The following is a 14,190-nucleotide window of genomic DNA, read 5'->3' on the forward strand; positions in this document are numbered from 1 at the left end:
GCAAAGGTAAGAACCTTTTCCATTCCCGCAAAATTTATTTCACTTTTTTTGCCAGCCCCGAAAACGCAACGAAAACCAACCCCACCGGCAGCAAAAACGAAACAAAACACTCAAGGAACAACCGCCTCCTCCGAAGCGGGATGCAAAGGTAAGGCATAATGTGTAATTTGCAACACTCCGGGTAAGATATTGTTTGGAAATATCCATGACTGGCTATAAATCAGGGAGAAAAAAAATAACTGGCCCATCCCATCGTACTTGTCCGCATGTCAACTAATCGGGAATTGTTGTACTTTTACAAGCGGAACGTAAATGAATTAGCGTTGGAAATCATCTATTATATCGATCTTTTAGGAACCATGTTCTTCGCGATATCCGGCGCGATGGCGGCAACCAGGAATAATATTGATTTATTCGGTGCCGCATTTACCGGCTTCGTTACCGCTATCGGAGGGGGGAGCCTCCGTGATATCTTCCTCAACTTACGGCCGGTGTGGGTGGACGATGGAAATTACCTCTTAGCCATATTGGCCGGGGTACTCATCGCTGTTTGGTTGCGGAGCATACTGGGCAAGTTCGCGCGGACATTGTTTTTATTCGATGCATTGGGAATTGGGTTTTTTACGGTAGTGGGGGTCCAGAAGTCACTGGCTTACGATAGCAGTGGCATCGCGGCCGTGGTACTGGGTATGTTCTCGGCGGTGATGGGTGGGGTTACCCGCGATACGTTGCTGAACGAAACACCGCTGATTTTCCGTAGGGAAATCTATGCTACGGCATGCCTCTTGGGGGCCACCTTGTTCCTTACGCTCGACTCGTTCGGCGTGGGCTATACCATCAATGCTTCCCTAAGCGTGACCACCGTCGTCGCCATCCGTGTTATTGCCGTGAAATATCGGCTGGCTTTGCCCCTCGTGGGCGGCTGAACGAACGAAATCCCTACCGTTTGCGCTTCGATGCCGGGAATTTCATTTTGTAATCCACGTCAACCTGGCCCCGCGAAATCGAATCCAATTTACTTTTGATCATCGCCTTCCGAAGGGGACTAAGCTTATCCGTAAAGAGTTTGCCCTCAATATGGTCATACTCATGCTGGATAATCCGCGCGGCCAACCCATCCAGCACCTCTTCGTGTTCCACCCAGTTTTCATCGACATAGCGAATACGGATCGTCGGATACCTGCTTATATCTTCCCTGACGTCAGGAATGCTCAGGCACCCTTCATTGAACAGCCATCTATCTCCCTCCTCATCCAAGAGCTGCGCATTGATAAATACTTTCTTGAAATCGGCAAGCCCCGGTTCGTCTTCCTCATACGGGCTGGCATCGATGACAAACAAGCGTATGGACCGCCCAATCTGGGGAGCTGCCAGCCCTACGCCGCTGGCCGCATACATGGTTTCAAACATATCGGCTATCAGCTGCTGTAAACCTGGATAGTCCTTTTCAATTGCTTCGCCCTTCCGTTTCAAGATGGGGTCGCCGTATGAGATAATGGGTAGTTTCATTCAACAATAATCTTTCTTGGTGGTCTTGTAGACCTTATATCTTTCACTCCGTGGCACGTTTCACGCGCACAAAGGTAGTGATTTTATAGAAAAAGCTTACCTTTGGTTATGCCTGAGAAATTGTCGGACAGAACGGTATTCACCCTCGTAGAGGTAGCCCGCAGCATCCAGAAAACGATTGCCGAACGGTACAAAAGTGTGTATTGGGTAAAGGCAGAGATGAATAAGCTCAACCATTATTCCCATTCGGGCCATTGTTATCCGGAGCTGGTCGAGAAGCGGCAGGGGCAGGTCATCGCTGAAATGCGATCGGTGCTCTGGAAGGCCGATTACCAACGCATCGATCGGCAGTTTATCGAAACCACGAAAGAGCCCCTGAAAAATGGCATCACTATCTTGTTCCAGGCCACCATATCCTACGATCCTGTGTATGGTTTAACCCTGCGCATCTTGGATATCGATCCGGTGCACGCGCTCGGCGAACTCCAGCGGGAAAAGTTGGCAAGTATCAACCGCCTTGAAGAAGAAGGTATCTTTAGGGCAAATAAATCCCTGGCCTTTCCGGTTGTGCCCAAGCGACTGGCTGTCATATCCGTCGAAACCAGCAAGGGTTACGCCGATTTCCTGAAGATTTTGCAACACAACCCTTGGGGTTACCATTTTGAGCAAACGCTTTTTCCGGCCTTGCTCCAGGGAGATAAATCTGTGCAGGCCATCTCCGGCCAGCTGGAACGCATCGCACAGCAGCAGGATGCGTATGATGTGGTGGCCATCATCCGCGGCGGTGGAGGCGACGTCGGTTTATCGAGCTATAACCACTATCTATTGGCTTCCGCCATCGCCCAATTCCCTATTCCCGTGCTTACCGGCATCGGCCATTCCACCAATGAAACGGTCAGCGAAATGGTGGCCTACCAGAATGCCATCACGCCGAGCGAGCTAGCCGATTTCCTCATACAGCGGTTCCACCGATTTGCCGAACCGGTCAACCAGGCAAGAGAGATCGTCATACGGAAGGCAACGCAGTTGGTCACCCAAGAACGGGATGCGCTCAACAACCAGATCCGATATTTCAGGCTGCATAGCATGCATCTGGTGAGTGGCCAACGGAAAGCGCTCGAATATGGGGCCGTGCGCCTCGGGATGGTCAGCAAAACGCGTTTGCGGCAGGGACAACAAGACATACACCACACTGCCCAAACCCTGCGGGTGGCAGCATCGTCACGCTGTAAAGGAACATGGTCAAATTTGCAAGCCATGGAGAAAACCACGCAACTATTGGATCCCCGACAGGTGCTCCGGCGCGGGTATAGCATTACCCGTATCAACGGGAAAGCCTTGAAGAGTATTGAGTCTATCCGTGAGGGCGATGTGATCGAAACGGTTCTCGCACATGGAAGCATAACCAGTAAAATAGATGAACTAAAACCATTGGATAATGGATAAACCATACACCTATACCGATGCGTTCGAAGAACTGCAGACCATTGTATCGGAAATCGAACATGGTGAAATCTCGGTCGACGAGCTTTCGGAAAAGGTAAAACGGGCCACACAGCTCATTCATGCCTGCAAGGCGAAGCTCACGACTACGGAAGCGGAAGTAAATAATATACTGGCTGGGTTAGCAGACGATGATGTCGGGCCTGCAAAGGAAGGCTAGTCCAGCTCGGACGCCAATTGGTCCATATCCAATTCGTTCTCCCAGCGCGCCACCACCAGCGTTGCGGCGGTGTTGCCGATGATGTTGGTCAATGCCCGGGCTTCGCTCATAAAGCGGTCGATACCGAAGATCAGGGCAACCGATTCAACGGGTATATGTCCTACAACGGGTAGTGTAGCTGCTAGAATGATAAAACCACTTCCCGTTACGCCAGCGGCACCATTCGAAGTGATGGTGAGCACAAACAGCAAAAAAAGCTGATCCATCAGGTTCATGGGCATATCAAGCGCCTGCGACAGGAAGATGGCTGCCATCGTCAGGTAAATGGCGGTACCATCCAGGTTGAACGAATAGCCCGTCGGTATGGTAAGGCGTACCACGGGTTTCGAGCATCCCATCTTTTCCAGCTTCTGCATAATAGCCGGTAGCACCGACTCGGACGATGATGTGCCCAACACAACCAGTAGTTCTTCCTTTATATAGCGCAGCATTTTGATTATACTGATGCCATAATACTTCAAAAACAATCCCGCCACCAAAAAGACATACAGCAGGCAGGTACCGTAAAAACACAACATCAGCAAGCCCAAAGAAGAAAGCGAGCTGATGCCATACTTGCCGATGGTAAACCCGATGGCACCCATGGCCCCAATAGGGGCGACCCGCATGATGATCTTTATCACGGCGAACAAGCCGTCGAGGAATGACTGCATCACGCGGAGAGTAGGCTCGGCTTTGGCCCCGATCCTGGAAAGCCCATATCCAAATAGCACAGCGAAGAAAAGGACTTGCAGTAGGTTGCCCGAAGACAACGCCTTGAATACATTTTCGGGGATGATATTCAATAGAAAGTCTTTCACACCGCCTTGGTGCTCACTTTCAACGATGTAGGAAGATACCTCCGAGGTGTCCAGTGTCTTCGGGTCTACGTGCATCCCCCCACCGGGATTAACCACATTGATCACCATCACGCCGAGCAGCATGGCCCCAACGGTGGACAGCTGGAAGTACAGCAGAGCCTTCACGCCAACCGTCCCGATTTTCTTCACATCTTCCATCCCCGCAATGCCCAATACGATGCTACAGAAAATCAACGGAGCGATCACCATCTTAATCAGCTTGATGAACCCATCGCCGAGTGGCTTCAGTTGCACGCCGATGGAAGGGTAAAAATGCCCGATTAGGATGCCAATGATGATGGCGACGACGACCTGGAAGTAAAGTAAGTTAAACAGTTTTTTCATTGGATGGTCCCTTCGAAGAAGACGTTTCGTATGGTGTAGCCATCGTCGAAAATAACCAGGTTGGCGGTCGCTCCTTCCGCAATTCGGCCCAGGCTATCCGCCCCGATGAGCGATGCGGGATATAAGGTGGCCATCCGTAGCGCTTCCACCAAGGGGATTCCCGCATGGCGCACGCAGTTGGCTACGGCCTGCATCATCGTCAGTGCCGACCCCGACAGCGTGCCGTCGGGCAACGTATAGCGATCGCCCGTAAAAATATGTGTGTAGGTACCGGTATCCACGGCTACCACGGCATCGGTAATCAAAAAGAGCCGGTCGCCCAACAACCGCTTACTGATTGCCAGCGTTTGGTAATCCACGTGGATGCCATCGGCAATGATGCTTGCTTTCACCGTTTCCGACTGGAAAGTTGCACCCGGCAACCCCGGATTGCGGTGATGGAAAGGCGACATGGCATTGAAAAAATGGGTCACTGCTTGTATTCCCTTCTCGAATCCATGCGTCGCCTCGTCAAACGTGGCACCGCTGTGCCCGGCCGACAAGAGGATGCCGTGGTGCAATAGCATGTCGATCACCTCATCCTCAAACCGTTCGGGCGCAATGGTCATCATCCGTAGGCTTTTACCGGCCCGTTCCAATAACGAGCGGACTTCGGCCTTTTCGGGTTTGCGTATATAGGACTCCGGGTGTGCCCCCCGCTTCTCGGGGTTAAGGTACGGCCCTTCGAGGTGCAAACCGAGAAGGGCCGGATGCCGGTAGTTTTGCATTACACGTAATGCCTCATCCACCAATTCCATGGTGTTGGTTGCGATCGTTATCATGAAGCTGGTGGTCCCCGATTTCACCAACGCCGTTGCGATTTCATCTAGCGCCGTTGCTGTAGGATCGGCGGAAAATAGCCGGTTTCCCCCACCATATATCTGTAAGTCTACAAAGCCGGGCACCACATACCTGCCCCGGGCATCTACGATTTCGGCGTCCGACGGAACTTCCACCGTAGGGATGAGCCCGACTACCTTTTTCCCTTTTATCAACACCGTTTTGCCGCTGGCTAACGCTTCGCCCGTAAAGACGGTCCCGTTGGTGATTGCAAGATATGACTCGGCCATGGATACTGTTTTGCGCTTTGGTTATATAAATGCTTTACGGCGGTAATAATACAAATTTCTTTAAAATATTCTATCTTTACCCACTTAATAAACCGCTTACACCATGTTGAAAGAAGAACGGCAGGCTTTTATCATCCACCAAATCAACTTGCACAATAAAGTGCTATCGTCAGACCTCAGCGTGCAGCTCAGTGTCTCTGAAGATACCATCCGGCGTGATTTGAACGAATTGGCAGAAAACGGCAAGGTGCTCAAAGTGTACGGCGGCGCATTGTCCAAGTCGTTCCAGTATCCGTTTAAGGAGAATAACGTATACGCCCGTGATTCCAAGAAACAGATTGCCAGCAAGGCGCTTAAGCTTGTGCAGAATGGAATGACGGTACTCGCCGGCGGCGGCACCACTATGCTCGAACTGGCGCGTATCATCCCCGAAAGCCTGCAGTGTACATTTTTCACCATCAGTCCGCTGGTAGCGCTCGAATTGGCCGAACGGACCAATGCAGATGTTATCCTTATCGGTGGTAAACTGTCGCGCAATACCAACATCAGTATCGGTTCACAGGTAATCAACCAATTGTCGGAAATCCGGGTCGACTTGTGTTTGTTGGGTACCAATAGCCTTTCGGTAGAAGATGGTGTTACCGACTCCGATTGGGAAGTGGTGCAGATCAAAAAAGCCATGATCCGCTGTTCCAGCAAAACCGCCATCCTCAGTATTGCAGAGAAATTGAATTCCGTGCAGAAAATGAAAGTCTGTAGCCTCAACGCCATTTCCTATTTGGTCACCGATCTTGATCCCACACACCAGAGTTTAGCGGGTTTCGGTAAAGTGGTTGAAGTGGTATAGCGGATTAATTTGATGAACTTCCCTTCGTTACCCGGTTTCGACCCAGAAGCTTTCAGCAAGTATCTTAAGAATACCGGGTGGTTGATGGTGGCCCGTGTGGGTACCATTTTCATCAAGATGGTTGTTACAGCCATCGTTATCCCCAATTATTTGGGTAGCAGCCTCAACGGCGAGTTGAACTACCCACTCGTATTGGTCTCGTTCTTTGCCGCGGCCTGCACGCTGGGCATGGATAGCTTCGTGACCCGGCAGTTGTTGCAGCAACCAGAAAAAGAAAACACCATATTGGGCACCGCATTCCGGTTACGGGTGGTTGCATCCGTTGTAGCGCTTCCGTTGATTTACGCGACTTACCTCCTGATTGGCCATTATACCTCGGGGCCGCAGGCGGCACCGTTCCATTATATCCTTATCGTGTCGTTTGTCTGCCTTTTCCAATCAGTCAATATCATCGACTGTTTTTTCCAAGCCAAGGTACAGGGTAAGTATATCATGTACATCCAAGTGGGCGCCAATGTGCTGTCTGCAGCTGTGAAGGTTGGGCTGGTTTTCTCGCAGGCTACGGTAGGCTGGTTTGTGTGGGCACTCCTGCTCGATGCCGTTTTCCTGGCGGTAGGATACGTTTATTATTACGAACGGCGGGGCAACCGACTCGTCAATTGGCGGTTTGACCGGGCTACGGCCAAATACTTGCTCCATTACTCGTGGCCCCTTGCATTTTCTTCGGTAGCCATCATTCTGTACATGAAAATCGACCAGTTGATGCTCGACGCTTATTTGGGTAAAGCCGTATTCGGGGTATATGATACGGTAGTTAAACTCAGCGAAGGCTGGTACTTTGTCCCGATGGCCATCGTCACGGCCCTCTTTCCGGCGATCATGAATGCCCGGCGTGACGATCCCGCCCGCTATCGGCGGCGATTGCAGCACCTGTATGAACTGATGACCATGGTGAGCGTGGCCATTGCGGCGGTTACCACCGTGGCCGCACCCTTTATTTACCGTATGTTCTATTCGGCAGAATACGCCGCCGGCGCACCCATACTCACGGTTCACATCTGGGCAGGGGTATTTATGTTCCTTTATGTCGCCACCGGCCAATACCTGCTCGCAGAAGGCTACACCCGTATCTCATTGGCCCGGGCTGTCGCCGGTGCCGTAATCAACATCGGATTGAATAGCTGGTGGATTCCGGAATATGGCATGATTGGTGCTGCTTACGCCACGTTAGCCACATATGCCAGCACGGCACTATTTGTTATCTTCGTACCCAAAACGCGGGCACAGGGATGGCTGATGCTCGAAGCGTTATTTTTTATACCGACCATCCGGCGGTTGGTCAAACGATAAGTTGCAGCAAACACATGCCAAAAATTATTTTCGATACATCAGTAGGTACAACCAATCTCGGTGATCACATCATCATGGATGCGGTCAATCGTATTTCCGACGAATTGTTCATGGACGATTTCGTCATCAACGTGCCTACCCATTTTTCCATCCACCCGAAAGACCTCCACAAGCTCCGTAAATACGATACAGGCATCGTAGGTGGAACTAATCTATTGAAAAACAATACCCTCCGAAAGAGCCAGTGGAAAGTCGGTGTCAAAGATTTGTTCGTTTTACGGCATAAAGTGGTATTGCTCGGGGTAGGGTGGTGGCAATACCAGGATAAACCCGTATCCGCCTACTCGAAGATGATGTACCGAACCTTGTTTTCCAAGCGATACGTACACGCTGTCAGAGACAATTACACCTTGCAGAAGCTAGCCGAAATAGGCATCAAGAATGTGGTCAATACCGGTTGCCCTACCGTGTGGGGGCTCGACGAACCCCACTGCTCCCAGATTAACCCCAAAAAGCGCGATACCGTCATCACCACCATTACCGATTACATGCGCGATACCGAACGTGACCGGCGGATGTTCGAAATCCTGAAAAAGCATTACCAGCACGTATATGTTTGGGTACAAGGTTCGAAAGACCGTGCGTATATCGAAAGCTTGACTTCCGATATCGGCTACGTGGCACCGAAGCTCTCCGCTTTCGATTCGTTTCTCGAGAGGCAACCCTGCGAATATGTGGGAACCCGCCTCCATGCCGGCATACGTGCCTTGCAGAAAAAACGCAAGGCCATCATCATCGGCATCGACAACCGGGCACTCGAAATGCGAAACGATATCGCCTTGAACGTGCTCGAACGCCAACGCATCGATCTGCTCGAAGAGAAAATACATGAAGAAATGAGCGTGAAACTGTATCTCGATAAAGACGCGATACAACGCTGGAAAACCCAATTCAAGTCCCAATAACAATCGACCGTGGTAGCGAAGCTTAAAAAACTGTACAATACATCTTTATTTCAGCCTACTTTTTTCGGATTTTTTTTCAACCCCTTCTTTATCATCCGCAGAGGGCTGTATAACGGAGTTTCCCAATTCAGCGGCCACTTGCAGGGCAAACTGTTGGATTTCGGGTGCGGTAGTAAACCCTATAAGGCATTGTTTGCCGTTTCCGAATACATCGGTACGGACATCGAGGTGAGTGGCCACGACCATCGCAGCGAGGAAATTGATGTCTACTACGATGGCCATACATTGCCTTTTGCCGACGGATCGTTCGATAGCATTTTTTCCAGTGAAGTATTCGAACACGTGTTTAACCTCCACCAAATCCTCGATGAGCTATACCGGGTACTCAAACCGGGCGGCAAGATGCTGTTAACGGTGCCATTCGTTTGGGATGAACACGAAATCCCGTACGACTTTGCCCGCTACACGTCATTCGGGTTGAAGCACATGCTGCAGGAAAAAGGATTTATGGTGATGCAGGAAAAAAAGACGACCAATTACGTAAGCACCATCTGCCAGATGTGGGCGGCGTATGTCTACCAGCATATCTTTCCGAAACGGAAAGGAATCCGCATAGCACTCACACCGTTGTTTATTATGCCGATTACACTTTGTGGGCTTTTCCTTTCAGCCATACTGCCAAAGAACATGAATTTTTTCCACAACAACGTGATGGTCGTACAAAAGCCGGCAGAGCGTTCCGATATTTGACGGGTAATGGAAAGCAAGTTTTCACCTACGCTCACGGTTATCACCGTTGTCTATAACAATGCGGCCGATATCGAACGGACCCTTCTGTCGGTCATTAACCAAACCTACCCGCATATCGAGTATGTGGTCATCGATGGCGGGTCGACGGATGGCACGGCCGGCATCATCCGGAAATATGCCGGACAGATTGCACGGTTCATCAGTGAGCCCGATGGGGGCATTTATGATGCCATGAATAAAGGACTGGCCCTTGCCACGGGCGATTACGTGTTATTTATGAATTCCGGCGATGAGATTTACGCCACCGACACCGTTGCCGCGGTATTTGCCACCGCGCCCAATGCCGATATCTACTACGGCGAAACGGAAATGTTCGATGCCAGTTGGCAATCGCTCGGTCTCCGGCGGCATGCCATCCCCGAACGGTTCCACTGGAAAAGTTTCCGTTATGGGATGAATATCAGCCATCAGGCCATCTACATCCGGCGCGGTATCGTCGGCCAGTACGATTTGCGGTATCAGCTTAGTTCCGATATCGACTGGGTTATCCGTGCGGCAAAGGCCGCCAATAAAGCGGTAAATACCAGGCGTATCGTTGCCAAATACCTCGTCGGGGGGATGTCTAAAAAGCGGCACTGGCAGAGTCTCAAGGAGCGTTTCCGGATTTTCAGCAAACATTATGGGTTGCTACCCAATGTATTCAACCATATCGCCATCGCTTTCCGGTTAGCGGTATACTACATAAAGTATGGTAAAACCAACGATTGATTCACCATGACGCCCGAAGAAACCATGCAGCGACTAGTAACGACCAAAATGCCCTTTGGGAAATACAAAGACACGCTCATTTGCAACCTCCCCGAAGCATACCTAGTATGGTTCCACCAACAAGGATTCCCCAAAGGCACCATCGGCATGTTACTGGCAACGATGTACGAAATCAAGCTCAATGGGTTGGAGTACTTGCTTACCCCGCTTCGAAACAAAAATAAAAAATAGCCGTTTATAGGGTATGAAGTACCAAACACCTTTATGGGCAAACGGCATGGCTGTCGCACTAATGGGTTTTATGCTCACCGCATGCGGTGGTCGTGGCGATGCCGGGCGAACCGCTGGGGCCGATAGTTCGATCACAGAAATCCCCCATGCCGCGGCACCGGAAAGTACGGCCCTCGTGCCCGGCACATCCGCCGGCACATTCAAACTCGGTGATGCCGATAGTGTGGTTCACCGGCAATTGGGACGACCCGACCATAGCGATGCGGCCATGGGGAAGGCGGTGCAGATTTGGTATACCGATACGGCAGAACAATACCCTTTATCCCTATTCACCGCCCGCGACATGGGCAACGACGAAACCGCCCGGATACAACAGATCCGGGTGACATCGCCCACCTTCGAAACCGCCGATTCGATCCATGTAGGCTCTGCGCTTGCCGAGATACGCGACACTTATCAGCTCACGGCCACTGAAACCTATCAGCAGGCCGACGAAACCTACACGGTTTACGATGCCGAAGAAGGTATTGCCTTCGAAGTGGGCCCCGATGACCGCTGCGTTGCCATCATCATCCATCCCAGGGGTGCGGGTATGTCGAGCTACCTGCCGCTACGCCCCGTCGATTAACATTTAAGGTCGGTAAAAAGTACCATAAGATACCGGTATCTTACCAGTAGATCTTGCCCGATGTGGTTACCTTTGCAGCAAAAAGGACAGGCAGATTAAACGTGGAGAATATCATGGAAAAAGATCACACCCCATCGGTAATCAAGGCGGCGCTGCAAGCGAAATGCCCGCGGTGCCGCGAAGGGAATATGTTTATAGGCAAGACCTATGCACTCAAAGCACAAAAAATGAACGAGACGTGTCCCCACTGTGGGTTGCGTTATGAGCGCGAACCGGGCTATTTCTACGTAGCCATGTTTGTGAGTTATGCCTTGGCGATGGCCGAAATGATTGTGGCCTGCGTGGGCTTCTATCTCTTTACGGGTTATATGGAAGGGCCGTGGCCATACCTCATCGCTACCATTGGTACAGTCATCGTGCTTTCGCCGCTCAACTACCGCTACTCGCGGGTGGTGTTACTTTATTGGCTTACGCCCGGCCTGAGTTATCAGCCCGAAGCAAAACAGGTAACCGAAAAGCCATAAAAAATCAGTATACTTACGGCCCATGACACGTCAGGGCTATCCGGTATATGACATTACGGGGTTCGCGACCTACCAATCGGATTTCTTGGTAGGCCCCTTTGCCCCCTACATCGTGCAGCACCACAAACTGCATGTGCCGCACGGCCATACTTTCTATCACCTGGTGTATTTTACCAAGGGTGCCGGGTACCATACGATCGATTTCGACCGGTTCGAGGTACGGCCATACCAATTGTATGCGATGGTGCCGGGCCAGGTGCACCGCTGGAACTTCGAGGGCGAAGTAGACGGGTATGTGATCAACTTTTCAACCCAGTTTTTCCAGTCCTTCCTGCTTCGCCCCGATTATATCGACGAATTCACCTTCTTCCAGGGACAGGCCAAACAGTCCGTACTGGATATCCCCGAAAATCTGCGCCCCCGGATTGCCGCCCTGTTTGAAGAGATGGTGCCCTTGGGTACCGCGATGGGCATGCTGGATATCGACAAGTTGCGTGTACTGATGCTTAAACTATTCCTAGATCTTGCCGATCTCCACACCCCCGCGCAGCCGTCACCGCTGTCCTACAATGCCGTCCTGTTGCGCAATTTCAAAAAACTCGTCGAAAAGCATTATGCCGAGCTGCGGTTGCCCAAAGATTATGCGGCCCTGCTCTACATTACACCCAACCACCTCAATGCCATTTGTTCAGACCTGTTGGGCCAATCGGCCGGAACCGTGATACGTGACCGCATCATTCTGGAGGCCAAGCGGCTCTTGGTGAACCCTGAACTTTCCATTGCCTCCATCGCCGATGTGCTCAACTTCAAAGACAATTCGTATTTCACCAAGTTTTTCAAGAAGTACGCCGATACAACACCAGAAGCCTTTCGGAAAAATATAGGCTAGTTGTCAATCCTTTTCTTTGGATCCGAATAGGCTATTCAATAGCATCTGTATGAGTGCTACAATAATAGCAAATACCGCAGCCCACCAGAAGTTCGACACTTCAAATTTGCTGCCCATGAAATAGCTGGTCAACTGAACCATCAGCACCGTGATGATAAACGAAATGAGTCCCAGCGTCAGCAGGTTGAGCGGAAAGGTGAACACCCGGAGCACCGTGCCCAACGTTGCATTCACGAAAGCGATGATGAGTCCGGCAACAATTGCCCAGCCGAAGCCGGCAACGGTCACCGCCGAGTCGGGAAGGACCAGGGCCGCCAGAAAAACAGCCAGCCCTGTCAGTAATACGTCAATGATGAATCGCATAACAATTTGTTTATTGATTTTTATGTAAATTTGTTAATATACCGAGTAAATATGAAAATCGGCTAAATTGTTTGGTCGGTCGGCAAAAAATGATTTCAGAACCTACGTATCTAGCGGCGAAAATTGTGTCACAGCGAATTGCGGCACATTTCGAACAGCACGTTGCCCGGCACCCGGATGCCGGGCTGCGCCATATCCCGGATATCCCGGTCATCGAATCCATCATCGATACGGCATTTTGGGCAAGCCTACGTCGTGAGGAAGGCTATGAGCCAAAAATCTCAATGGCCTTTGTACCGCCCGATATGGTGAGCAACGGCTTGGTTTTTCGCCATAGACAGCGCTTTACCCCGTATCATTTGGTAAAGCTGTCGCCAGCCGTGGTGCAGCCGGGTATTCACCTCTGCATATGGATGGAAGGCGGCAATCTCCATATCTGGGGAACCACTTACGAGATACCCCTTCATAGTATGGTAGTGGAAGTAGTAGAGGCGGGCTTATTGGTGGTGAAGCGAAAGCACAGCGACCTGGCGGGCAAGCTGGTCAACGTTGCGGTGCTGAAAGGTAATCAGATTAAAGTAATTGACGGCAATCATTGGGGATTGACGGACTGCCCAGGCATACTAGCTGCGTTGTTGGGCCTTTCCGGCCCGCAACCCGCCGATGAGCCTGAGAACCTATTAGTGCAGCTCGCACTGGCACTGCGCAGCCACGGCCGGGGCGCATTGCTTTTAATGGTTCCGCCGAACAGCTCGGCGTGGTTGCACTCCATTGTCAAACCCATCAATTATTTGGTAGAACCTCATCCCCTCATCTCCGCCCGCCCCCAAACAAACATACCGGACATTGTACACATGGAGGAGTTGCGTAAAATGATTAGCGCAGTCGGTGGCTACTCCGCCATCGACGGGGCCACCGTAATTACCCAAGACCATCACTTGCTGGCTTTCGGTGCCAAAGTAGCCCGTTCACCCCATGCCCTGCCCGTGGCCCAATTGATGATTACCGAACCCATTGCAGGTAGCACCATGCAACTGTTGGATGCCACCAATATCGGCGGAACCCGACACCTCGCTGCTGCGCAGTTCGTAAATGACCAGCATGATTCGCTTGCGATGGTAGCCTCGCAAGACGGTACGTTCACCGTGTTCTCATGGTCTGAGAAACAACAAATGGTACATGGGCACCGTATCGATACGTTGCTGATGTAATCGGGTCCTATGCAATCCCTTTTGCAATAGCCGGAAAATAGCCTATCTTTGCACAATCATTTAGGGGTGCCTTGTTTTGTACCAACAAACACAAATAAAGGCTGAGATTATACCCATCCCGATATCTCGGGAGCACCTG

17 protein-coding genes are annotated in these 14,190 nt (G+C 51.1%); 13 read left to right on the top strand and 4 right to left on the bottom strand.

Annotation, left to right across the window (positions count from 1 at the left end):
* The first annotated feature begins 266 nt into the window (after window positions 1-266).
* A complete protein-coding gene (locus ACO1NT_RS18235) occupies window positions 267-926 on the top strand; it encodes a trimeric intracellular cation channel family protein (protein WP_449050178.1) in 660 nt (219 codons plus the stop codon).
* Window positions 927-939: 13 nt separating this feature from the next.
* On the opposite strand, the gene def is transcribed toward ACO1NT_RS18235, so the two are convergent.
* Window positions 940-1,509 (bottom strand): peptide deformylase, encoded by a 570-nt coding sequence (gene def / locus ACO1NT_RS18240; RefSeq protein WP_449050179.1) that lies wholly within the window; start codon window positions 1,507-1,509, stop codon window positions 940-942.
* A gap of 108 nt (window positions 1,510-1,617) precedes the next feature.
* On the opposite strand from def, the gene xseA reads away from it, so the two are divergent.
* Window positions 1,618-2,955, top strand: a complete 1,338-nt coding sequence (gene xseA, locus ACO1NT_RS18245; RefSeq protein WP_449050181.1) for an exodeoxyribonuclease VII large subunit — start codon at window positions 1,618-1,620, stop codon at window positions 2,953-2,955.
* Window positions 2,948-3,172, top strand: coding sequence for an exodeoxyribonuclease VII small subunit (gene xseB, locus ACO1NT_RS18250; RefSeq protein ID WP_449050182.1), 225 nt, complete (start codon window positions 2,948-2,950; stop codon window positions 3,170-3,172). The genes xseA and xseB overlap by 8 nt, the downstream gene beginning before the upstream one ends.
* Here xseB and dctA read toward each other — a convergent pair.
* Both dctA and nagA read right to left on the bottom strand, forming a co-directional pair.
* Window positions 3,169-4,416, bottom strand: coding sequence for a C4-dicarboxylate transporter DctA (gene dctA / locus ACO1NT_RS18255; protein WP_449050183.1), 1,248 nt, complete (start codon window positions 4,414-4,416; stop codon window positions 3,169-3,171). The two genes, xseB and dctA, sit on opposite strands and share 4 nt — an antisense overlap.
* Window positions 4,413-5,525: an N-acetylglucosamine-6-phosphate deacetylase gene (gene nagA, locus ACO1NT_RS18260; RefSeq protein ID WP_449050184.1), complete on the bottom strand. Its 1,113-nt coding sequence runs from the start codon at window positions 5,523-5,525 to the stop codon at window positions 4,413-4,415. Before nagA ends, dctA begins: the two co-directional genes overlap by 4 nt.
* 103 nt (window positions 5,526-5,628) lie before the next feature.
* Between nagA and ACO1NT_RS18265 the strand changes: the two genes are divergently transcribed.
* The 9 genes from ACO1NT_RS18265 to ACO1NT_RS18305 all read left to right on the top strand — a co-directional run bounded on the left by ACO1NT_RS18265 (window position 5,629) and on the right by ACO1NT_RS18305 (window position 12,477).
* On the top strand, window positions 5,629-6,372 hold the full coding sequence (locus tag ACO1NT_RS18265) for a DeoR/GlpR family DNA-binding transcription regulator (protein ID WP_449050185.1): 744 nt from the start codon (window positions 5,629-5,631) through the stop codon (window positions 6,370-6,372).
* Window positions 6,373-6,384: 12 nt separating this feature from the next.
* Window positions 6,385-7,722, top strand: coding sequence for a flippase (locus ACO1NT_RS18270; RefSeq protein WP_449050186.1), 1,338 nt, complete (start codon window positions 6,385-6,387; stop codon window positions 7,720-7,722).
* 14 nt (window positions 7,723-7,736) lie between these two features.
* The gene (locus ACO1NT_RS18275; protein WP_449050187.1) at window positions 7,737-8,687 is read left to right on the top strand and encodes a polysaccharide pyruvyl transferase family protein; all 951 of its coding nucleotides are present in this window, start codon (window positions 7,737-7,739) and stop codon (window positions 8,685-8,687) included.
* A gap of 9 nt (window positions 8,688-8,696) precedes the next feature.
* The gene (locus ACO1NT_RS18280) at window positions 8,697-9,437 is read left to right on the top strand and encodes a class I SAM-dependent methyltransferase (protein ID WP_449050188.1); all 741 of its coding nucleotides are present in this window, start codon (window positions 8,697-8,699) and stop codon (window positions 9,435-9,437) included.
* A 6-nt stretch (window positions 9,438-9,443) separates the two neighbouring features.
* Entirely contained in the window at window positions 9,444-10,205 is a 762-nt protein-coding gene (locus ACO1NT_RS18285) for a glycosyltransferase family 2 protein (protein ID WP_449050189.1), read from the top strand.
* 6 nt (window positions 10,206-10,211) lie between these two features.
* Window positions 10,212-10,436 carry a DUF3820 family protein gene (locus ACO1NT_RS18290; protein WP_449050190.1) on the top strand — a complete coding sequence of 75 codons (225 nt, stop codon included), beginning with the start codon at window positions 10,212-10,214 and terminating at the stop codon, window positions 10,434-10,436.
* 13 nt (window positions 10,437-10,449) lie between these two features.
* On the top strand, window positions 10,450-11,064 hold the full coding sequence (locus ACO1NT_RS18295) for a hypothetical protein (protein WP_449050192.1): 615 nt from the start codon (window positions 10,450-10,452) through the stop codon (window positions 11,062-11,064).
* A gap of 113 nt (window positions 11,065-11,177) precedes the next feature.
* On the top strand, window positions 11,178-11,588 hold the full coding sequence (locus ACO1NT_RS18300) for a DUF983 domain-containing protein (RefSeq protein ID WP_449050193.1): 411 nt from the start codon (window positions 11,178-11,180) through the stop codon (window positions 11,586-11,588).
* Window positions 11,589-11,610: 22 nt separating this feature from the next.
* Window positions 11,611-12,477 carry a helix-turn-helix domain-containing protein gene (locus tag ACO1NT_RS18305; RefSeq protein ID WP_449050194.1) on the top strand — a complete coding sequence of 289 codons (867 nt, stop codon included), beginning with the start codon at window positions 11,611-11,613 and terminating at the stop codon, window positions 12,475-12,477.
* A 3-nt stretch (window positions 12,478-12,480) separates the two neighbouring features.
* Here the strand turns inward: ACO1NT_RS18305 and ACO1NT_RS18310 are convergent, their stop codons facing one another.
* Window positions 12,481-12,840, bottom strand: a complete 360-nt coding sequence (locus ACO1NT_RS18310) for a phage holin family protein (protein WP_449050195.1) — start codon at window positions 12,838-12,840, stop codon at window positions 12,481-12,483.
* 125 nt (window positions 12,841-12,965) lie between these two features.
* Between ACO1NT_RS18310 and ACO1NT_RS18315 the strand changes: the two genes are divergently transcribed.
* A complete protein-coding gene (locus ACO1NT_RS18315) occupies window positions 12,966-14,051 on the top strand; it encodes a putative sensor domain DACNV-containing protein (RefSeq protein WP_449050196.1) in 1,086 nt (361 codons plus the stop codon).
* Window positions 14,052-14,190 lie beyond the last annotated feature (139 nt).

The sequence above is a fragment of the Parapedobacter sp. genome (assembly GCF_053550995.1).